This window comes from Pseudomonas sp. SbOxS1, from assembly GCF_013416725.1.
Taxonomy (GTDB): Bacteria; Pseudomonadota; Gammaproteobacteria; order Pseudomonadales; family Pseudomonadaceae; genus Aquipseudomonas.
Genome location: NZ_JAAVXC010000013.1, coordinates 21,878 through 42,033, shown reverse-complemented (window position 1 = coordinate 42,033; position 20,156 = coordinate 21,878). Strand labels below are relative to the sequence as shown.

Below are 20,156 nucleotides of genomic sequence, written 5' to 3'. Positions count from 1 at the left end.
ATGGCAAAACAGTCGTGTTACAGGGTCAGGAAGCCGTCGTAGAGACCGTAGGCCGCCACCAGGGCGCCGACGACCACCAGGGCGAAAATCAGCTTCTCGACGTTGGTGAAAACCGGTTTCTTGAGTTCCAGCTTGGCCTTGGCGAACAGGATCGCGCCGGGGGCATAGAGCAGGGCCGAGAGCAGCAGGTATTTGATGCCGCCGGCGTACAGCAGCCAGACCGCGTAGATCAGGGCCACGGCGCCGATGAGCAGATCCTTCTGGCGTTCGCCCGCCGCGCCTTCGTAGGTTTCGCCGCGCACGGCGAGCAGCAGGGCGTACGCCGCCGACCACAGGTACGGCACCAGGATCATCGAGGTGGCGAGGTAGATCAGCGACAGGTAGGTACTGGCCGAAAACAGCGTGATGATCAGGAATATCTGCACCATGGCATTGGTTAGCCATAGCGCGTTGACCGGTACCTGGTTGGCGTTTTCCTTGCGCAGGAACGCCGGCATGGTGTGGTCCTTGGCGGCGGCGAACATGATCTCCGCGCACAGCAGCACCCAGGACAACAGCGCTCCGAGCAACGAAATGATCAGGCCGACGCTGATCAGCACCGCCCCCCACTGGCCCACCACGTGTTCGAGCACGGCGGCCATCGACGGGTTCTGCAACTTGGCCAGTTCCGGTTGGGTCAGGATGCCCAGCGACAGCACGTTCACCAGCACCAGGATCAGCAGCACGGTGATGAAACCGATCACCGTGGCTTTACCCACGTCACTGCGTTTTTCTGCGCGGGCCGAGAAAATGCTCGCGCCTTCGATGCCGATGAACACCCACACGGTGACCAGCATCATGTTGCGCACCTGGTTCATCACGCTGCCCAGGTCCGGATTCTTCATGCCCCAGATGTCGGCGGTGAAGATCTCCAGCTTGAAGGCGAAAATCGCGATCAGCACAAACAGTATCAGCGGTACGATCTTGGCGACCGTGGTCACCAGGTTGATGAACGCCGCTTCCTTGATCCCGCGCAACACCAGCAAGTGCACGGCCCACAGCAACACGGACGCGCCGATCACGGCGGCCACGGTATTGCCCTCGCCGAACACCGGGAAGAAGTAGCCCAGGGTGCTGAACAGCAGCACGAAGTAACCGACGTTGCCCAGCCAGGCACTGATCCAGTAGCCCCAGGCCGACGAGAAACCCATGTAGTCGCCGAACCCGGCCTTGGCGTAGGCGTAGACCCCGCCGTCCAGGTCAGGTTTGCGGTTGGCCAGCGTCTGGAACACAAAGGCCAGGGTGAGCATGCCGACAGCGGTGATCGCCCAACCAATCAGAATGGCGCCGACGTCCGCACTGGCCGCCATGTTCTGCGGCAGGGAAAAGATGCCGCCACCAATCATCGAACCGACGACCAGGGCAACCAGCGCGCCGAGTTTCAGTTTTCCGGGAGCTTCAGACATTGCATGACTCCGTTGCAGGAGAGGGGAGAGCAGACTAAGTCCGTCAACCATCCAGTCGACTGACTTGGATCAACACAGTTCTACATTCCGTTGTTAATAACTGAAAGAATTGCTCATACAAAGCTAATGCCTGTAATGCTTGTCCCAGAGGCTTCGTTGAATTTTTGTTGAAACTTTTTCGCCTTCCTTGCGATGTATCAAACTAGTCCGTTTTTGCCATTCCGCAAATTTTAGTGAGGGATTCTAAGAACAGAATTTGCTTATTGAAAACATGTATAAAGCGAAACAATATATCGACGCCTATTCGGTCACATTTCACAGTTAAAAGGACGTTTGTTGGCGTTATCCAATAAACGTCATTACGCTTTATCCGTTTGGTTACCACAGATTTAGTGACGTTCTCGTGGCGACTGCCGCCCCTTGGAAACTGGAGACGCCGCCATGTCGCAATCGACGCAGAAGCTTCGCCTGAGCGCACTGATCGCCCTGGTGGTGGGGTCGATGATTGGCGGCGGGATCTTTTCCTTGCCGCAGAACATGGCGGCCAAGGCCGATGCAGGGGCGATCCTGATTGGCTGGTCCATCACCGCCGTCGGCATGCTGACCTTGGCCTTCGTGTTCCAGACCCTGGCCAATCGCAAGCCGGAACTGGACTCGGGGGTGTACGCATACGCCAAGGCCGGTTTCGGCGACTACATGGGATTTTCGTCGGCCTGGGGCTACTGGATCAGCGCCTGGCTGGGCAACGTCGGCTACTTCGTGCTGCTGTTCAGCACCCTGGGTTTTTTCTTTCCGGTATTCGGCGAAGGCAACACCCCGATCGCCATCGCCTGTGCGTCGGTGCTGCTGTGGACCGTGCATTTCGTGGTGATGCGCGGGATTAAGGAAGCCGCCTTCATCAACCTGCTGACGACCGTGGCCAAGATCGTGCCGCTGATCATGTTCATCGTGATCGCCGCCGTGGCGTTTAAAGCGGACATCTTCACCCGCGACATCTGGGGGCGCAGCAACCCGAGTTTCGGCAGCGTGATGGACCAGGTGCGCAACATGATGCTGGTCACCGTTTTCGTGTTCATCGGCATCGAGGGCGCCAGTGTCTACTCCGCGCGGGCAGAGAAACGGTCGGATGTGGGCCGGGCCACGGTCATCGGTTTTCTCGGGGTGCTGGCGCTGCTGGTGATGGTCAACGTGCTGTCTTTGGGGATCCTGAGCCAACCGGAACTGGCCACCTTGCAGAACCCGTCGTTGGCATCGGTGCTGGAGCATATCGTCGGCCCGTGGGGCGCGTTGCTGATCAGCATCGGCCTGGGGATTTCACTGTTGGGTGCCTTGCTGTCCTGGGCGCTGCTGTGCGCCGAAATCCTGTTCGCCACGGCCAGGGACAAGACCATGCCGGCGTTCCTGACCAAGGAAAACGCCAACCATGTGCCGGTCAATGCGCTGTGGATGACCAACGTGATGATTCAGCTGTTCTTGCTGATCACGCTGTTTTCCGCCGGCACCTACACCAGCCTGATCTACCTCGCGTCATCGATGATCCTGGTGCCTTACCTGTGGTCGGCGGCTTATGCGGTGTTGTTGAGCGGGCGCGGCGAAACCTATGAGCACGCCTCCGCCGAACGCACCAAGGACCTGCTGATCGGCGGCATCGCCCTGAGCTATGCGGTGTGGCTGCTGTATGCTGGTGGCGTGAAGTACCTGCTGCTCTCGGCGCTGCTTTATGCGCCGGGCGTGATCCTGTTCGCCAAGGCCAGGCATGAACAGGGCAAGCCGGTGTTCACGACCATCGAGAAGGGCATATTCACCTGTGTCATCAGCGCTGCCGGGTTAGCGGCGTATGCCCTGTACAGCGGATTGCTCAGCCTGTGAGGTTGCTGCTCGCGTTCCAGCCGCCCTACGACTGGCCCGCCATGGTGGGGTTCCTGTCGGCGCGGGCGATCGCCGGAATCGAAGAAGTGGCCGATGACGTTTACTCGCGCAGCATCGGCTTGAATGGGGTACACGGCACGCTGTCGATCAAGCCGGCGACGGCGGACTCACTGGAGCTGACCCTGGACTTTCCCGATACCAACGCAGTGCCAGAGATCGTCGCCAGGTTGCGGCGGATGTTTGATCTGGATGCTGACCTGACCACCATCCATCAGCACCTGTCTGTTGATCCTCTGCTGGCACCGCTGATCGCAGAGCGCCCTGGGCTGCGCGTGCCGGGGACGTGGGACGGTTTGGAACTGGCGATCCGCGCGGTACTGGGGCAGCAGATTACCGTGGGCGCGGCTATCAAACTGGCCGGAAAACTGGTGGCGCAATATGGCGTGCCCTTGACCTCGGCGCGTGGTGGCTTGACCCATGTGTTCCCCGAGGCGGCGGTGTTGGCGGCAGCGGACCTTGCGACATTGGGGATGCCGAAAAGCCGCGGCCGTACGCTGTCGGGCGTGGCCCAGGCGGTGCTCGATGATCCCTTGTTGTTTGAGCCCGGTCGGCAGGGTGGTGTGAAGCGGTTACTGGCGTTGTATGGCATTGGCGACTGGACGGCGCAATACATAGCCCTGCGGCAGTTGCGGGAAATGGATGGGTTGCCGAATGGGGATGTGGGGCTGATCAATGCGTTGGCGGCATTGGAGGGTGGACCGGTGACGGCTCGGCAGTTGTTGGAGAGGGCTGAGGGGTGGCGGCCGTATCGGGGGTATGCGGCGCAGTTGTTGTGGACCTCACTGAGTCGTGCGGATTGAGCAAGCAGTCCATTTCGCTCTAAACCGAAAGCCATTCCCCGGCCCAAATACCAAATAGTCTCAAAACTCAAGGCCAGTCCCAAATCCCAGCCACCCCACAAAACCCCTGTGGGAGCCAGCCTGCTGGCGATAGCGCCAGCCCAACCACCACCAATACTTGAGTTGCACCCCCAATCCTACTCACCGGGTCCAAACAATGCCCGACAGCCCACCGCAACCCCTGTAGGAGCGGGCTTGCCCGCGAAAGCGCCAGCCCATCCAACACACATGCTGAATCAGCCACCATGACCTGCCGCCGAACAGATGAAGAGGCGAAGGATGTTTCGTTCTAAATGTCCCTTTGTTGAATTTTTACAAACCAAGCACGAATGGATATTTTCACTATCCCCATTTTTGTCGCCTTTTTCTGCATAGCTTGTGGGACATTTCCTGATTTTCTCGGCCATCTTGAGTTTCCTCTCTGTCCACGTACTTTGCGTTAAGCCACTCATCCCGAGTCGGCTTATCGATCGTTAACTGTGGCGCGCTTTCCATGACTGGGGCGCCCTTCGAGAGGGAGATCAGCAATGGCACAAGGACATTTCATTCGCCTGGGTGACAAGACCACTTGCGGTGGCCAGGTTTTGGAGGCCGACACACGCGTCATGATGTTTGGCATCGCCCATGCCCGTGAAGGCGACCGCGTTTCCTGCGGAAAAAACGACGAAACCTACACCATCGTGGGAGGCGTCTCCTACATCAACAGTCATGGCAGGATCGTGGCGGGCTCGCTGGACAGCTACAGCACTTGCCCGTGCAGAGCCAGGTTGATCCCGTCGGTGTTTAACGCCACTTATGAATCGCGTAGCAGTGCTGCGCCCCAGACCACAAGGACCGCGCCTCAACCGACCACACCTCTCGCCGGCAATCCGGCAGCGCCACGGCCAGCCAGTTTCGCGTCGGCGTCGAACACTCCCAAGCCAGTGTCCTTAGGCAGTTCAGCAGCCCAGGAGCCGGGCTTCTACATCGTGCCCAAGAGCACCACCCGCGAACAGCTCGAAGCCTCCTTGTTTACCCTGCGTGATCCGGCGGTGATGGGCAAATTCAAACTGCTCAATCCCAACCTGCGCGACGTCAAAGCCGGTTCGATGATCGTGCTGAGCGACCCCAACAACTACCAGTGCACCCGTGAAGAAGCCCTGCTCATGGACGTGGCGGCCAGAACCAACCAGATCATTGAAACGCTTAGCCCTGAAGAAGCGGATTTCATGGTGCAACACCGTGATGTCATCCAGGCCTTCCTGACCTATGGCTCGAACGCTATTGGCGTTGGCGCGAGTATTTTCAAGAACAACCTGGATAACGTAGGCAATGCCTTGAGGGACATTGAAGCGTTGCAATGGGATACGCTTCAAAGAGATGGGCACCTGCGCTCGCCAACGTTCTTTGCAGAGCGCCAGCGTCTGCTCGCACAACTGAACAGCCATATGACGGCACTGACCCGCAAGGGCATTGGATTCCCTGACCATATCAACTTGAAAAAAATGCTGGGGATTTCCAGCCAAAGCCTGGTCCACCACTGGACCAATGCCAGTCCCGCGGGGCAAATACCGGGTCATGCCACCCATCTTGAAGGTGTGGCGAAGGCTTCTAAATACGTTCAATACGGCGGTTGGCTGGGTACTGCCGTTGGCGGAGGAGCATCTGCCATGAAGGTGCAGGATGTGTGTATGGCGGGAAATACCGAAGCGTGCGAGCGTGTTAGATTCACCGAGGCGGGCAGCTTCGCTGGCGGAATCATGGGAGGTGCCGCCGCAGGTGCAAGGTTGTCAGTTGAGACAACCGGCAGGCTCTGCATTGCACTCGGAACAACTAATGGTGGATTGGGGACCGGGATATGTACCGTAGTGGCGGTAGCAACAGGGGCCTTGGTGGGGGGAGCAGTAGGCAGTGGATTTGGCGAGTGGATTGGTGACCTTATCTATGAGGCCACGAGATGAGTAAAGCATCGATGATATTCGGTACTCTCGGTGGCGTAATTCTCCTACTGATTTTCGTCTGGCTCGTAGTAGCACTTCATATGGCTTACACCAAGATGGATGTACTCTTTCAGCACCTAAAAAACAGCCCGGCAATTACCGTTCTCGCCTTCTGGCGACACGCAGGGCCATCGGGGCGATTGAGGATGATCGGCAATATTGCCCATTACGTCTCGTCACCACGTAGAGGTATCGAAAATGGCAGTATCAGTGCTGAGGACATTGAGAACCTTCCAATGCCAATCAAGTGCAAGCTGGTTTTTTTGTGGCGGAGCCTAACATTACTTTCAGTGTCATTAGTCTTACTGTGGTGCGTTGCGAAAATTTTTGGCCTTAGGTAACAACGCCCAGAAAGCCTGGCTTCTCAAACCGAATCCTGTATCTCTGCACTGCAGTCTTCTAGTACTACTCGCTAGTAGGATAATACTTGGCTTGATTGGGATGTCAGCAGTTGTCAGAGACTGGTTCATCGCCGGACGTAAGCCGGACGTAGGGCAGATGCCGGGATATGCCACTCATCTGGATGGGCACCACGCTTGGTGAGATGGGTGGAGAATCGCTCGGGTCTAGGTGCAGTGTGCCGGGGTGGATTGGAAAAGGGCGATACGCTCCTGGGTAACTATCATCGCTTGAGAGGCAAGGGGGGACTCCGGGCTGGAGAGTGCTGATCAAAATGTACTGTGTTTCTTGCACAGTTTTTTTGAGCTTGGATCACATTGATTTTTTGATCTGTGTGACTTTGTCCCGTTCAGCCTGACGGTCGTTGATGACCTGAATGCGACAGGATTTTTCGACAAGAATGAGTTTTACTTCGTCAATGATCCTTCGCAGGGGTAATGCTCATGTCCATCATCGAAAGCGACTGGAAGAAGTTCAAGGAACTGCACAAGCTTGCGCTCGATCGTTTCTGCCAGGGTGTGTTGGCCGATGCGAAGACCATCACTGAGCATGGTGCGCTTTCGGCTCAAGCCAGGTATGGGATGCTTTATCGGCTGATGCGCGACCGGGATAAAGACATCGTCCGGACTTTCGATCCTTACAGTCGCTATAGCGCACTGATGGCTTTGAGAATGATGGTCAGGCACGACTTGCTGACCGATGCAGAGCTGTCGGTGCTCAGCGAAGCGGCGCGGGAAGAGATTGCTGACGTGGTTCGCCAGCCCTATGAGATTGAATGGGCTGATGAGATCGTGCGGCAAGACTGAAAACCGCTATCACCCGCCTTCTACCAGAGAACCAGGATGTTGATCTTCAATTGCACCGAAGCCGCGGGCAACTTTTTCAGTCGCGTCCACAAGGGCAAGAAAATCACCCCGGTTGAAAAACCGCAATCGCCCGTTATTGAAGACGATGTGCCTGATGAGTCAGCCGAACAATGGCTGGTCCACGCCATTACCGTTCAACGCAAGCACGTGTTGCTCGTCATCCATGTGCAAACCCGCTATTGCATGATTTTTGCGGAGGCGAAAAAAGCGGACATCGAAGGTTTTGTCGATCGTTTTGCCGAGCGTTGGATAAACGGCCTGATCCGCCATGCGGGCCACTACGACATCCTTCGCTGGGTCGATGACGAGCCGATGATGGAGCGTTTTCAGGAGAGCTGCCGTGAGCAGGTATTTTACAAACGCGGGCATCGCGGAGCGCAAAAACACCTCAATGAGATCTCCTGGGTATTCGAGGGTTGCGCCGCCGAATGGGGTACGTTGCCCCCGGATGAATTCACGGCTGGCCGCTTCGACAGTGAGATGAACGACACCCTGCGAGGGAGTAAAGGCCACAAGGACTATTACCACCCTGATGAGGAAATGATCGTTCATTGGTTACGTCGTTACGGTGGCCTTGACGAGTCTCGCATTCAAGCCGCCCGTGAGCGGCGCAAGGAAGTGAGGCGGGAGATATGGGCGCTGGAAAGGCAGCTTCGGCGAGCGCACGAACCAGGGCAATAACGCGGAAACAGATCACCTGCCATCCAACCCCGGCGGCGCCCGCATAATAAAGTGATCCATATTTTCACTGTCGGTACTGAACATCCGAAGGTCTGCTCAGGGCGTTGTCCGTGCCCAACTCATTCACTGCGTCGAACGTTAAGTGGCAGGCATCGTTGGGGCATTGGAAGTGCTCTTTCGCGGAATCGAACGCCATGGTCTCGTCGAAATTCAAATTGCGCACGTCATAGATCGACAGCTTGACGTCGAGACTGAGGCAGTGGGTAAGGTCGAATTTCATGGTGGGTTCCAGTTTCTTTAGGTGACCTGCTTCCAGTGATGGCGCACTCGATGCAATAGCTACAATGAGATCTCTTCGATATCGCCGTCGTGTCTATGTGGCGGGCTTGCGGTGTGTACCGTTAGCTTCCCGGTGAGCGAGCCTGCTCGCGATGTCATCGGCGAATAGGGAGCAAGAGCAAATCCGTCAACGGGATCTCCAGTAGAGCTCGCCCGTAGCACTTCTGCTTGATGAACGGTGGTCGACTGCTTCCAATCTCCGCAACAGATCCGCCTCTCTTTGCTGCTTTACCCGTGATGGCAATGTAGCTACCGTTGTAGGATAAATTTCCTGCGGCTGTAGTCTGTTTCCATCGTCGGGTTTTGGTTCCTATACCTCCTACCGACATTGATCGAGCCGCTATCACGCGATGCCCATTTTTTTGCTCATGTAGCCAAGGACAGCGACTCGATGACTTCGCCTGCACTCAATCAGATCCTGTTTGGCCCACCCGGTACAGGGAAGACTTTCGCCACTATCGAGGCGGCGTTAGAAATCCTTGCTCCTGAGTTTCTTCAGATCAACAAAGAAAATAGGGCCGCGCTGAAAAAACGCTTTGATGAGTTCGCTGCAGACGGGCATGTCGAGTTCGTCACGTTTCATCAAAGCTTCAGCTACGAAGACTTCGTCGAAGGTCTGCGCGCGGAAAGCGGAGACGATGGGCAATTGCGTTATGACGTTGTCGATGGTGTGTTCAAAAAATTATGTACCACTGCCAAATTGACCCAACAAACCACCGCAGCGGAGGTGAGTCGTGGTACTCCTTTTACTAAGGGCGAAACCTTTGGTTCTGGATATGTAGTTACAAGTTCATCCACAGAGTTGCTCAACTTGGCTAAGCCCAACGGTAAAGAGTTGCCTGTTGGCATGAACATGCTTAGCACGCTTGCTGAGTATGTGCGCACAGGACGTTTAACTGTCGCAGATATTCGCAATAAGCAGGTTTTTGACAAAGTTCCAGAGACTATGCTGGAGCCGTATATCATCAATGGCTACAACAATATTTTGCCACATTTGGTGGCGCGCATATTGGATGTGCGATCCAAGGACGCCGAGGTTGAGCCGAAAACTCAGCCTTCCAATACCCGTGTACTCATCATTGACGAAATAAACCGTGGCAATATTTCTCGAATCTTCGGTGAACTGATCACTCTAATCGAACCGTCCAAGCGTGCCGGGGCTGACGAGGCTTTGAAAGTAACGCTGCCGTATTCGAAGAAGCATTTCAGTGTACCGAGCAATGTCTATCTTATTGGCACGATGAACACTGCTGACCGTTCATTGTCCGGGCTAGATATCGCGTTGCGTCGCCGTTTCACTTTCCGCGAAATGCCGCCTAGGCCGGAGTTGCTGAAAGATATTACCGTGGACGAGCTCAACATTGCCCAGCTCCTGATAGTGATGAATCAGCGAATCGAGATGCTGCTTGATCGAGACCATTGCTTAGGGCACGCGTATTTCATGCCGCTAATGAGTGATCGAACGCTGGAACGGTTGGAGAAAATCTTTCGCGAGCAAGTGCTTCCGTTACTGCAAGAGTACTTTTTCGAAGATTGGCAGCGGATTCAGTGGGTGCTCAATGATCATCGCAAACCCCCTGAAAATTGCTTTATCGAACAGCCACCATCCAACCCCGATTCATTGTTTGGTGATCAAGTTGTGCTTAACAACAAAAATAACCGATGGCTTATCAATGAAGAGGCTTTTGCCCGGATCGAGTCTTATTGGGGGGTCATCGATCACCAAGCAGCACCTCCAAAGCTGCGAGACGCTATCGAAGCTGAAAAAGGCGATATCCAGGTTCGTCAGCTCGAAAGCGGTTCCATCGAAGTGTTACAGGCAGGGAAGATTGTCCGCCCCTCTAACTCTATATTGCGAGATCTTGCGGCAGAGCATGGCCTGATAACACACGATTTAAGTGGTCGTGAGTTTAATACTCGTCAACTCGGTGAGGCGGTTATCAGTGCATTGAAAGGAGTGACGGCGTGAAAGCCGTCATCACGGTCCGTGAATACGCAAGGCTGACGACAGATAGCATCACTGCGCCGACGCTGGATATCGCTCAAGTATCAGTTTCCGCCTTCGATTGGTTGTGTAAATTAAATGCTTCTTTCAGCAGCGCTGGGGCGGCGTTGGTTCAGCTTGAGAATCGTTGTTTACTCAAGCTCGATAACTACGTCGGTGTGTTGGAAACTCCCTGTGGCACTTGCCTTGAAATTCTTCCCAAACATTTCGAGCGTGAAGACTGCATTAAGCAGAGCAGAGCGTTACTGAGGCGCATGATCCAAGCATCTCTAGATTTGCCTACCCGTGAAGTCGGTGCGGCGGATCTTCAGAGTTTCGATGCGCCGTTGAGCGAATGGGTCTTGGGCCGGTTCTTACTGGCACTGGATCACTTGATCAACCGAGGTCTACGTTTTGACTACCAGCGAGTGGAAGAGGAGCAGCGATTTCTTCGTGGTCAGTTAGATGTGGTCAAGCAAATGCGCCAACCCCATGGTCGCCAACACCATTTCCAGATACGGCATGATATCTATTTGCCTGATCGACCAGAGAATCGCTTAATCAAACTCGCGTTAGATAAGGTCTGCAAAACAACAAAAGATGCTAGTAACTGGCGACTGGCTCATGAGTTAAGAAGCGTGCTGTTAGAGGTGTCTACAAGCCGCGACGTGCATCAGGATTTCAAACTGTGGAGTAACGAGCGACTGATGGCGCACTACGTACCGGTAAAACCATGGTGCGAGCTAATCATCAAACAACAGATGCCTTTAGCTGTCGCTGGGGATTGGCACGGGATGAGTTTGTTATTCCCTATGGAAAAGCTATTTGAGCGTTATGTAGCTGCGAGCCTAAATAGGGATCTGCTGCATGATGCGCGACTGCTGACCCAAACCCGCAGCGAACACCTGTGTAAACATAGGAATGAGAACTTTTTTCAGCTACGGCCGGACCTCATGATCCAATATCAGCAGAAAAGTTGGGTGCTCGATACAAAATGGAAGCGGCTGAACTCCTCGGGCGAGAATAAAAACTACGGATTGAAGCAATCGGATTTTTATCAGTTATTCGCCTATGGTCATAAATATTTATCGGGTGATGGGGAATTGGTGCTGATCTACCCAAGACAAGCTGCGTTTGATGCCCCATTGCAGGTGTTCGAGTTCGCACCACAGCTTAAACTCTGGGTGCTGCCATTTGATTTGGAGCAGGGCATCTTGATGGGTGGGCCTGAGGGATTGCCGCTGCAATCTCAGTGGTTACAGACGGTCAGTGATTAGTCGACTGGACGTTCGGCGGGAAAAATCAATATAGGGAGCAGAGGGTTGCACCCTTTTTGCGACAGCCTGTTAAAACGGAAAAAACTGCGAAATCTTCCGCCACCAAGACGTTCGCTGCTGGCCCAGAAGTAAACAAGGCATATCCCGTAACCGAATCCACGGTTCATCCTGCCAGTGCAGTAGGCTCAGCGACATTTCCGGCCAATCCAACAGACTCAGCATCGGTCGATCCGAATGATTCGAGTGCTTCGCATCACGTAAGGCCGGAACCACTAAATGAGTTATCCACTCACGCAGCAACCGATTTCCAGGCGCGTAGTGATAGACCAGCAGCGCATAGACACCGGACTCGCTGAGCATCAACTGCTTTTCCGGTTGCCGGTAATACTCAATCCACAACGTGTGGTGTTGGTCTTTATCCAGTTTGTTGACCATGCGCTCACTTAGATGGAAACCCATCAAGCGTCCGATATCACGGGCGCAAAACCATGGCTGGTTTTCTAGGAGGAGGGCGTGGAGAGGGAGGCTGTGGCGGGTGAAGACTGTTACAGAAAAGAGATCAGGCATGACTGATCTCCATGGTTTGGAGAGTGACGAGAAGGTTGTGTTCAGGCATATCCATTACCTCTACGTTTGGACTTTGGCGGGCCTGACCCCAACATAGAGTGGACAATAAGAAGCTCCAACGAGCAAAAGCCTCACACAGCCGTACGATAAATCACCAAGGGTGACTGCTCGTCTGTGCAATTGGCTAGCTTTCTACGTTGGGCGTTTCTTAGGCACCTGCAGTAGAGCTTAAGGCCGCTTGGAATGGCCTTCAATACAGAAGGTGCTGGAATACATGTAGGAGATTTAGCTGCTCCTGAGATTGCGAGTAAGAGTTTTCCTACCCCACAAAAAAGCCCCGATCAGATCGGGGCTTTCAGATGTTCGATTTGCCGATTCAAGTCGTCAAATCGTAGCTAACTCTGGAATCAATCCCAGCTAAGCGCACCACCGGTTTGGTACTCGATTACGCGAGTCTCAAAGAAGTTCTTCTCCTTCTTCAAGTCCATGATCTCGCTCATCCAAGGGAACGGGTTAGTCGTCCCTGGATATTCTTCCTTCAACCCGATCTGCGACAGGCGACGGTTAGCGATGAACTTCAGATAGTCCTCCATCATCGCCGCGTTCATGCCCAGTACGCCGCGAGGCATGGTGTCGCGGGCGTATTCGATTTCCAGTTGGGTGCCTTGCAGGATCATCTGCGAAGCTTCTTCCTTCATTTCGGCGTCCCACAGGTGTGGGTTTTCGATTTTGATCTGGTTGATCACGTCGATACCGAAGTTCAGGTGCATGGATTCGTCGCGCAGGATGTACTGGAACTGCTCGGCAACGCCGGTCATTTTGTTGCGGCGGCCCATGGAGAGGATCTGGGTGAAGCCGCAGTAGAAGAAGATGCCTTCCAGGACGCAGTAGTAGGCGATCAGGTTGCGCAGCAGCTCTTTGTCGGTTTCGACGGTGCCGGTTTCGAACTTCGGATCGGAGATCGAGCGGGTGTATTTCAGGCCCCAGGTAGCTTTTTTCGCGACCGATGGGATCTCGTGGTACATGTTGAAGATTTCGCCTTCATCCATGGCCAGCGATTCGATGCAGTACTGGTAAGCGTGGGTGTGGATCGCCTCTTCGAACGCCTGGCGCAGGATGTACTGGCGGCATTCCGGGTTGGTGATCAGGCGGTACACGGCCAGGACCAGGTTGTTGGCAACCAGGGAGTCGGCGGTGGAGAAGAAGCCGAGGTTGCGCATCACGATGCGGCGCTCGTCGTCGGTCAGGCCTTCCGGGTTTTTCCAGAGGGCGATGTCGGCGGTCATGTTGACTTCTTGCGGCATCCAGTGGTTTGCGCAGCCGTCCAGGTACTTCTGCCAGGCCCAGTCGTACTTGAAGGGTACGAGCTGGTTGAGGTCGGCGCGGCAGTTGATCATGCGCTTTTCATCGACAGCGACACGGGCGGAGGCGCCTTCGAGTTCGGCGAGGCCTTCGGCGACGTCGAGGGAATCCAGGGCAGCCTTGGCGCGGGCAACGGCGGCGGAGTCAGCGGCGGTCACGGCGCGGGCTTCCAGGGCGGCGGCACCGCCGGCGCTGTCGAGACGGTCCATGTTGGCTTCGGTGGCGTGGCCGGCGTTGGCGCTCTTGACTACTACTTCCGTGTCTTCTTTGTCGAATTCGTCCCAGCTCAGCATGACGTGTCGTCTCCTGCGTGAGGGCCAGCGTGCCCGTGTGAAAATGGATGGGTTGGTTTTTCACACGGCGGTGCTGGCCGCGTTGGATATCGTTTTTTTGCGGTGCTACGCAGGCAAATAAACATAATTTTGTACGGGGGGTCCGAGAGCCACTGATGGGCGCAATCAGCATCGAATGCTGTTGCGGGGCTTCACACTGGCTTTTCATCCCTGTAAGGGGATATTGCAGGCCCGTTTAAGGCCGCATTATAGGGAAATTTTCAGGGTCGTGGTGGGGCGAATCCGCGCATGGAGCGGTCGAGAGGGCGGGTTTTTCGGTCGGAGCGAGGGTTTACAGGGCTTTGGCGGGTGAAGATTTTTTTTCGTAAAAATGGCGGGGTAGCGGTTTTGTTCAAAAAGTAGGCAGAAAATGGCTTTTTTCACTACATCTTGTGTTTCTGGGCGTTTTTTGACCAGTCCAGACACAACTTAGCCCGGCGTGAGCCGGGCTGGAATCGACCTTCAGCAAGCTGCTGAGCAGGCCGGATTCGGCGCAGTCAGATCAGCCGCTGGAGCAGCCGTTACCCATGACGCTGTAACGCAGGATATGGCGCTGGCCCTTGGAGTCGTCATATTCCATTTTCATCGGGACAACTTCACACACATTGGGGACTTCGCTCATTGAAATAACTTTGGCGATGTCCAGGTGCATCGAGTAAGTGTAATCCTCGATGGCCGGTTGTTGCTGCGCGACATCAGTCTGGGCCTCGTCTGCCATGGCGGTTGCGCACAGGCTGCTGAGGGCCAGAACCAATAAAGCTTTCATCTAGTGTTTACCTTTTTGAAGTCGAGTGGGGTCACGCAACCTTTTTGGGGTTGCGTGTGTATCTGACTACTTGGGTTTGGGTTAACTGCCTTCGTGGGGGCTGTAACTTGGTTAACTCAGTTTGCCGGGTTGGCGGAGCGAATTTTAGGCGTGGGGGTGGGATTCATATAGGCGTGGTTTTGATAAACACCTTTGACGGATTTTGTAACAATCCCGGAATTACCTTTGATATTGATCGTTCCCATGCGCCGCAAAGGAATGCCTCAAGGGACGCTCTGCGTCCAGTGACGCGGAGCGTCACGGGCTGCATTCCCACGCAGACCGTGGGAACGATCAGTAACAGGGGGAGGATGATAGTTGGGACATTTGTTCCAGACGTGGTTGTGGTTATCAGGACGTTTTGTATGGGCTTGTTACTACCATCGTCGAATGGTTCTATAGACCCCGCCCGGCTAAAACAGGGTCATACAAAAACAACTATTCCACCGAGGTAAGAAAGATGAGTGCGGCTTCCCTGTATCCCGTTCGTCCCGAGGTTCTGGCCAACACCCTGACCGACGAGGCGACCTACAAGGCCATGTACCAGCAGTCAGTCGTCAACCCGGACGGCTTCTGGCGCGAGCAAGCCAAGCGCCTCGACTGGATCAAGCCTTTCACCACGGTGAAGCAGACCTCCTTCGACGATCACCATGTCGACATCAAGTGGTTCGCCGACGGCACCCTGAACGTTTCCTACAACTGCCTGGACCGGCATCTGGCTGAGCGCGGCGATCAAACCGCGATCATCTGGGAAGGTGACGACCCGAGCGAAAGCCGCCACATCACCTACCGCGAACTGCACGAGCAAGTCTGCAAGTTCGCCAACGCCCTGCGTGGCCAGGACGTGCACCGCGGCGACGTGGTGACCATCTACATGCCGATGATCCCCGAAGCCGTGGTCGCCATGCTGGCCTGTACCCGCATCGGCGCGATTCACTCGGTGGTGTTCGGCGGTTTCTCGCCGGAAGCCCTGGCCGGTCGCATCATCGACTGCAAGTCCAAGGTGGTGATCACCGCCGACGAAGGCATCCGTGCCGGCAAGAAGATTCCGCTCAAGGCCAACGTCGATGACGCCCTGACCAACCCGGAAACCAGCAGCATCCAGAAAGTCATCGTCTGCCAGCGCACCGGTGGCGACATCAAGTGGAACCAGCACCGCGACATCTGGTACGAAGACCTGATGAAAGTGGCGGGCACCGTGTGCGCGCCGAAAGAGATGGGCGCCGAGGAAGCGTTGTTCATCCTCTACACCTCCGGCTCCACCGGCAAGCCCAAGGGCGTGCAGCACACCACCGGCGGCTATCTGTTGTACGCGGCCATGACCCACGAGCGCGTGTTCGACTACCGTCCGGGTGAAATCTACTGGTGCACCGCCGACGTCGGCTGGGTCACCGGCCACAGTTACATCGTCTACGGCCCGCTGGCCAACGGCGCAACCACGCTGCTGTTCGAAGGCGTGCCGAACTATCCGGACATTACCCGGGTGGCGAAGATCGTCGACAAGCACAAGGTCAACATCCTCTACACCGCGCCGACCGCGATCCGCGCCATGATGGCGGCGGGTACGGCTGCCGTCGAAGGCGCCGATGGCAGCAGCCTGCGCCTGCTGGGTTCGGTGGGTGAGCCGATCAACCCGGAAGCCTGGGACTGGTACTACAAGAACGTCGGTCAATCCCGTTGCCCGATCGTCGACACCTGGTGGCAGACCGAAACCGGCGCGACCCTGATGAGCCCGTTGCCGGGTGCGCACGGCCTCAAGCCGGGTTCGGCGGCACGTCCGTTCTTCGGCGTGGTGCCGGCGCTGGTGGACAACCTGGGCAACATCATCGAAGGCGAGGCCGAGGGCAACCTGGTGATTCTCGATTCGTGGCCGGGCCAGGCGCGCACGCTGTATGGCGACCATGACCGCTTCGTCGACACCTACTTCAAGACCTTCCGCGGCATGTATTTCACCGGTGACGGCGCCCGCCGCGATGCCGATGGTTACTACTGGATCACCGGGCGAGTGGATGACGTGCTCAACGTCTCCGGGCACCGCATGGGCACTGCTGAGATCGAAAGCGCGATGGTTGCGCACCCGAAAGTCGCCGAAGCGGCGGTGGTCGGAGTGCCGCACGACATCAAGGGCCAGGGCATCTATGTCTACGTCACCCTGAACGCCGGCGAAGAGACCAGCGAGCAATTGCGCCTGGAGCTGAAGAACTGGGTGCGTAAAGAGATCGGCCCGATTGCTTCGCCGGATGTGATCCAGTGGGCGCCGGGGCTGCCGAAAACGCGCTCGGGCAAGATCATGCGGCGGATTCTGCGCAAGATCGCCACGGCGGAATACGATGGGTTGGGGGATATTTCGACCCTGGCGGATCCGGGTGTGGTGCAGCATTTGATTGATACGCACAAGACGATGAATGTGGCGTAAGTCGCGTTCCTGAGTCGCCGAAGCCCTGCCGGGTGTGAGCCTGGTGGGGCTTTTTGTTGTCTGGGGTTTTTGTGTTGGCTGTATTGGCCTCATCGCGAGCAGGCTCACTCCCACAGGGTTTTGTGTCCACCAAAGATCCCTGTAGGAGTGAGCCTGCTCGCGATGGCGATCTATCAGGCGCCACATAAACAACAACCAATAATTATCGGCTTCCCGTGTAGGGCCTTTCCCACTGTTACCTGTCACTTTTCAAGTAACTAAATGTGTAACCGCTCGGCGCGGATACGGGGCATTGGGAAACGCTAAATGCCGGCAATGGTGCATTTGTGGTGCTCAAAAAAATAACAGTCCACGCCAAGCTTGCCGGATTAGAAGGGTTTGCCAATAATAGGCCCGCAACTTGCAATATTGATCGGTTCACTGTCTTTTGCTCTTGCATGATTTTGCAAGGCTGTCAACGTGCCCGGGCGGCTTTCTCGGTGCTTCTGTAATTAGTTGTCGCATTGAAGAAATATCGGCTTCGGGCCTGTCGTTAGAATGCCGATCACTCGCTCGTCGTTGCCTGTGTTGAATTTCAACACCCGCATCCCCGGACGCAGCAACGCTTTCCGGTTCCACTCATTCGCATATTGGGCTGTCGCTCACTCTGCCGTTTTAGCCCTTTACCGATGGAGTCCCAAGATGAAGAAACTCGTGCTGCTTGGCGCCCTGGCAATGTCCGCCGTGCTGTCCCTGCCATCCTTCGCCGATGAAAAACCTCTGAAGATCGGTATCGAAGCGGCTTACCCTCCGTTCGCTTCCAAAGCGCCGGACGGCAGCATCGTTGGTTTCGACTACGACATCGGTAACGCCCTGTGCGAAGAGATGAAGGTCAAGTGCGTGTGGGTCGAGCAAGAGTTCGACGGCCTGATCCCGGCACTGAAAGTGCGCAAGATCGACGCGATCCTGTCGTCCATGTCGATCACTGAAGATCGCAAGAAGTCCGTGGACTTCACCAACAAGTACTACAACACCCCGGCTCGCCTGGTGATGAAGCAAGGCACTCAGGTCAGCGAAGGCCTGACCGAGCTCAAGGGCAAGAACATCGGCGTGCAACGTGGTTCGATCCACGAACGTTTCGCCCGTGAAGTGCTGGCCCCGCTGGGTGCCGAAATCAAGCCTTACGGTTCGCAGAACGAAATTTATCTCGACGTGGCCGCCGGCCGCCTCGACGGCACCGTGGCAGACGCTACCCTGTTGAATGACGGCTTCCTGAAAACCGACGCCGGTAAAGGTTTCGCCTTTGTGGGACCTGCCTTCACCGACGTCAAATACTTCGGCGACGGCGTGGGTATCGCGGTTCGCAAGGGCGACGCGCTCAAAGACAAGATCAACACCGCGATCGCTGCCATTCGCGAGAACGGCAAGTACAAGCAAATCCAGGACAAGTACTTCGATTTCGACATTTACGGCAAGTAAGTACGTCGCAACGACCAGTCCGAAATGGCGCAAGCAACAGGATCTCTGAGGTTTGCGCCATTTTTTCATCCCAACTTTCGAGGACCTGAATCATGTTGAAAGGCTACGGGGCTGTCATCCTCGATGGCGTTTGGCTGACGCTTCAGCTCGCCTTGTCGTCCATGGCCCTGGCCATTGTCCTGGGCCTGATTGGCGTGGCACTGCGTCTGTCGCCGGTGCGCTGGCTGGCCTGGCTGGGCGACCTGTATTCCACGGTGATCCGCGGCATTCCCGACCTGGTGCTGATCCTGCTGATTTTCTACGGCGGCCAGGATCTGCTCAACCGCGTCGCGCCGATGCTGGGCTATGACGAATACATCGACCTGAACCCGTTGGCCGCCGGTATCGGCACCCTGGGCTTCATCTTCGGTGCGTACCTGTCGGAAACCTTCCGTGGCGCGTTCATGGCGATCCCCAAGGGGCAGGCTGAAGCGGGCATGGCCTACGGCATGAGCAGTTTCCAGGTGTTCTTCCGGGTGCTGGTACCGCAGATGATTCGCCTGGCGATTCCGGGTTTCACCAACAACTGGCTGGTGCTGACCAAGGCTACCGCGCTGATTTCGGTGGTGGGTTTGCAAGACATGATGTTCAAGGCCAAGCAGGCGGCAGACGCTACCCGCGAGCCTTTCACCTTCTTCCTCGCAGTGGCGGCGATGTACCTGGTGATCACCAGTGTCTCGTTGCTGGCATTGCGTCACCTCGAGAAGCGCTACTCGGTAGGCGTAAGGGCGGCTGAGCTATGATCTTCGACTACAACGTCATTTGGGAGGCCTTGCCGCTGTACCTCGGCGGCCTGGTGACCACCCTCAAGTTGCTCGCGCTGTCGCTGTTCTTCGGCCTGCTCTGTGCGTTGCCGCTGGGCTTGATGCGCGTCTCGAAAAACGCCGTGGTCAACATGTCGGCGTGGCTCTACACCTACGTGATCCGCGGCACGCCGATGCTGGTGCAGCTGTTCTTGATCTACTACGGTCTGGCGCAGTTCGAAGCCGTACGGGAAAGCTTCCTGTGGCCATGGCTGTCCAGCGCCACGTTCTGTGCCTGCCTGGCGTTCGCCATCAACACCAGCGCCTACACCGCGGAAATCATCGCCGGCAGCCTGCGGGCCACGCCGAACGGTGAGATCGAGGCGGCCAAGGCCATGGGCATGTCGCGGGTCAAGATGTACAAGCGCATCCTGTTGCCGTCGGCCCTGCGCCGGGCGTTGCCGCAGTACAGCAACGAAGTGATCATGATGCTGCAGACCACCAGCCTTGCATCCATCGTGACCCTGATCGACATCACCGGTGCCGCGCGCACGGTCAACGCCCAGTTCTACCTGCCGTTCGAGGCGTACATCACCGCCGGCGTGTTCTACCTGTGCCTGACCTTCATCCTGGTGAAGCTGTTCAAGATGGCCGAGCGCCGCTGGCTGGGCTACCTGGCCCCGCGGAAGCACTGAT

General features: G+C 56.1%; 16 protein-coding genes and 1 pseudogene. 11 read left to right on the top strand and 6 right to left on the bottom strand.

The annotated features are described in order from the left end of the window. Positions 1 to 17: 17 nt before the first annotated feature. Positions 18 to 1,445 carry an arginine-ornithine antiporter gene (gene arcD, locus HFK74_RS15845; RefSeq protein ID WP_180204322.1) on the bottom strand — a complete coding sequence of 476 codons (1,428 nt, stop codon included), beginning with the start codon at positions 1,443 to 1,445 and terminating at the stop codon, positions 18 to 20. A gap of 441 nt (positions 1,446 to 1,886) precedes the next feature. On the opposite strand from arcD (HFK74_RS15845), the gene arcD (HFK74_RS15840) reads away from it, so the two are divergent. Next, positions 1,887 to 3,314, top strand: a complete 1,428-nt coding sequence (arcD, locus tag HFK74_RS15840) for an arginine-ornithine antiporter (protein WP_008057960.1) — start codon at positions 1,887 to 1,889, stop codon at positions 3,312 to 3,314. After that, positions 3,311 to 4,174, top strand: a complete 864-nt coding sequence (locus HFK74_RS15835) for a DNA-3-methyladenine glycosylase (protein WP_180204321.1) — start codon at positions 3,311 to 3,313, stop codon at positions 4,172 to 4,174. The genes arcD (HFK74_RS15840) and HFK74_RS15835 overlap by 4 nt, the downstream gene beginning before the upstream one ends. Positions 4,175 to 4,449: 275 nt before the next feature. On the opposite strand, the gene HFK74_RS15830 is transcribed toward HFK74_RS15835, so the two are convergent. Beyond that, positions 4,450 to 4,620, bottom strand: a complete 171-nt coding sequence (locus HFK74_RS15830; RefSeq protein WP_180204320.1) for a hypothetical protein — start codon at positions 4,618 to 4,620, stop codon at positions 4,450 to 4,452. A gap of 120 nt (positions 4,621 to 4,740) precedes the next feature. Between HFK74_RS15830 and HFK74_RS15825 the strand changes: the two genes are divergently transcribed. From HFK74_RS15825 to HFK74_RS15815, 3 genes are all read left to right on the top strand, one after another. Further along, on the top strand, positions 4,741 to 6,153 hold the full coding sequence (locus HFK74_RS15825; protein ID WP_180204319.1) for a PAAR domain-containing protein: 1,413 nt from the start codon (positions 4,741 to 4,743) through the stop codon (positions 6,151 to 6,153). 881 nt (positions 6,154 to 7,034) lie between these two features. Then, positions 7,035 to 7,397 carry a hypothetical protein gene (locus HFK74_RS15820; protein WP_180204318.1) on the top strand — a complete coding sequence of 121 codons (363 nt, stop codon included), beginning with the start codon at positions 7,035 to 7,037 and terminating at the stop codon, positions 7,395 to 7,397. A 36-nt stretch (positions 7,398 to 7,433) separates the two neighbouring features. Continuing rightward, complete coding sequence (locus HFK74_RS15815) at positions 7,434 to 8,138, top strand: hypothetical protein (RefSeq protein ID WP_180204317.1); 705 nt, start codon at positions 7,434 to 7,436, stop codon at positions 8,136 to 8,138. Positions 8,139 to 8,238: 100 nt separating this feature from the next. Here HFK74_RS15815 and HFK74_RS15810 read toward each other — a convergent pair. Continuing rightward, a pseudogene (locus HFK74_RS15810) lies at positions 8,239 to 8,418 on the bottom strand (hypothetical protein); the annotation flags it as partial. A 450-nt stretch (positions 8,419 to 8,868) separates the two neighbouring features. Between HFK74_RS15810 and HFK74_RS15805 the strand changes: the two are divergent. Together HFK74_RS15805 and HFK74_RS15800 are read left to right on the top strand one after the other, a co-directional pair. Next, a complete protein-coding gene (locus HFK74_RS15805) occupies positions 8,869 to 10,446 on the top strand; it encodes an McrB family protein (protein ID WP_180204316.1) in 1,578 nt (525 codons plus the stop codon). Continuing rightward, the gene (locus tag HFK74_RS15800; protein ID WP_180204315.1) at positions 10,443 to 11,738 is read left to right on the top strand and encodes an McrC family protein; all 1,296 of its coding nucleotides are present in this window, start codon (positions 10,443 to 10,445) and stop codon (positions 11,736 to 11,738) included. The genes HFK74_RS15805 and HFK74_RS15800 overlap by 4 nt, the downstream gene beginning before the upstream one ends. A 69-nt stretch (positions 11,739 to 11,807) precedes the next feature. Here the strand turns inward: HFK74_RS15800 and HFK74_RS15795 are convergent, their stop codons facing one another. From HFK74_RS15795 to HFK74_RS15785, 3 genes are all read right to left on the bottom strand, one after another. After that, positions 11,808 to 12,305 (bottom strand): Bro-N domain-containing protein, encoded by a 498-nt coding sequence (locus HFK74_RS15795; protein ID WP_180204314.1) that lies wholly within the window; start codon positions 12,303 to 12,305, stop codon positions 11,808 to 11,810. A 407-nt stretch (positions 12,306 to 12,712) separates the two neighbouring features. Next, positions 12,713 to 13,960 (bottom strand): ribonucleotide-diphosphate reductase subunit beta, encoded by a 1,248-nt coding sequence (locus tag HFK74_RS15790; RefSeq protein WP_180204313.1) that lies wholly within the window; start codon positions 13,958 to 13,960, stop codon positions 12,713 to 12,715. A 541-nt stretch (positions 13,961 to 14,501) separates the two neighbouring features. After that, positions 14,502 to 14,765, bottom strand: a complete 264-nt coding sequence (locus tag HFK74_RS15785; RefSeq protein ID WP_008058016.1) for a DUF2790 domain-containing protein — start codon at positions 14,763 to 14,765, stop codon at positions 14,502 to 14,504. A 499-nt stretch (positions 14,766 to 15,264) separates the two neighbouring features. Here HFK74_RS15785 and acs point away from each other — a divergent pair, with 499 nt between their 5' ends. From acs to HFK74_RS15765, 4 genes are all read left to right on the top strand, one after another. After that, complete coding sequence (gene acs, locus HFK74_RS15780; RefSeq protein ID WP_180204312.1) at positions 15,265 to 17,220, top strand: acetate--CoA ligase; 1,956 nt, start codon at positions 15,265 to 15,267, stop codon at positions 17,218 to 17,220. A gap of 681 nt (positions 17,221 to 17,901) precedes the next feature. Further along, positions 17,902 to 18,678, top strand: coding sequence for an ABC transporter substrate-binding protein (locus tag HFK74_RS15775; protein WP_180204311.1), 777 nt, complete (start codon positions 17,902 to 17,904; stop codon positions 18,676 to 18,678). Between the two features lie 92 nt (positions 18,679 to 18,770). Next, positions 18,771 to 19,460 carry an ABC transporter permease gene (locus HFK74_RS15770; protein WP_008058010.1) on the top strand — a complete coding sequence of 230 codons (690 nt, stop codon included), beginning with the start codon at positions 18,771 to 18,773 and terminating at the stop codon, positions 19,458 to 19,460. Continuing rightward, positions 19,457 to 20,155: an ABC transporter permease gene (locus tag HFK74_RS15765; protein WP_008058008.1), complete on the top strand. Its 699-nt coding sequence runs from the start codon at positions 19,457 to 19,459 to the stop codon at positions 20,153 to 20,155. The genes HFK74_RS15770 and HFK74_RS15765 overlap by 4 nt, the downstream gene beginning before the upstream one ends. The last annotated feature ends 1 nt before the right edge of the window (position 20,156 follow it).